1 protein-coding gene is annotated in these 966 nt (G+C 63.4%); it reads left to right on the forward strand.

What is annotated here, in order from left to right:
* The coding region (gene proS / locus EN906_RS35465; protein ID WP_127375835.1) for a proline--tRNA ligase at positions 1-966 on the forward strand (966 nt) is incomplete at both ends.

Consider the following 966-nt stretch of genomic DNA (forward strand, 5'->3'; position numbering starts at 1 on the left):
GAGCAGAACCGCGCCGGGGCGCTGGAAATCCTGATGCCGACCATCCAGTCGGCCGATCTGTGGCGCGAAAGCGGCCGCTATGACGACTACGGCAAGGAGATGCTGCGCATCAAGGACCGGCAGGACCGCGACATGCTCTACGGCCCGACCAATGAGGAAGTGGTCACCGAGATCGTCCGCGCCTATGTGAAATCCTACAAGGACCTGCCGCTCAATCTCTACCACATCCAGTGGAAGTTCCGCGACGAAGTGCGGCCGCGCTTCGGCGTCATGCGTTCGCGCGAGTTCCTGATGAAGGACGCCTATTCCTTCGACCTCGACTTCGAGGGCGCCAGGGCGGCCTACAACAGGATGTTCGTGTCCTATCTCCGGACTTTTACGCGCATGGGGCTGCAGGCGATACCGATGCGGGCCGACACCGGGCCGATCGGCGGCGATCTCAGCCATGAATTCATCATCCTGGCCGACACCGGCGAGAGCCAGGTCTATTGCCACCGCGACTATCTTTCGCTCGATGTGCCCGGAGAGAAGACCGACTTCGCCAATGCCGCCGAGATCGGCGATATCGTCAAGACCTGGACGACACCCTACGCGGCCACCGACGAGATGCACGACGAGGCGGCGTGGGAGAAGATCGGCGAGAGCGACAAGGTTTCGGCGCGCGGCATCGAGGTCGGCCACATCTTCCATTTCGGCGACAAATACTCCAAGCCGATGGGCGCCAAGGTGACCGGGCCCGACGGCAAGGATCATTTCGTCTCCGGCGGCTCCTACGGCATCGGTCCGTCGCGGCTGGTCGCGGCGATCATCGAAGCCAGCCATGACGACAACGGCATCATCTGGCCGGAGGCGGTGGCTCCGTTCGACATCGGGCTGATCAACATGAAAGCGGGCGACGCCGAGTGCGACCGCGTCTGCGACGAGCTGCATGCCGCTTTCGTCGCCGCCGGCAAGGACGTGCGATAC

Source organism: Mesorhizobium sp. M7A.F.Ca.CA.004.06.1.1 (genome assembly GCF_003999135.1).
Taxonomy (GTDB): Bacteria; Pseudomonadota; Alphaproteobacteria; order Rhizobiales; family Rhizobiaceae; genus Mesorhizobium.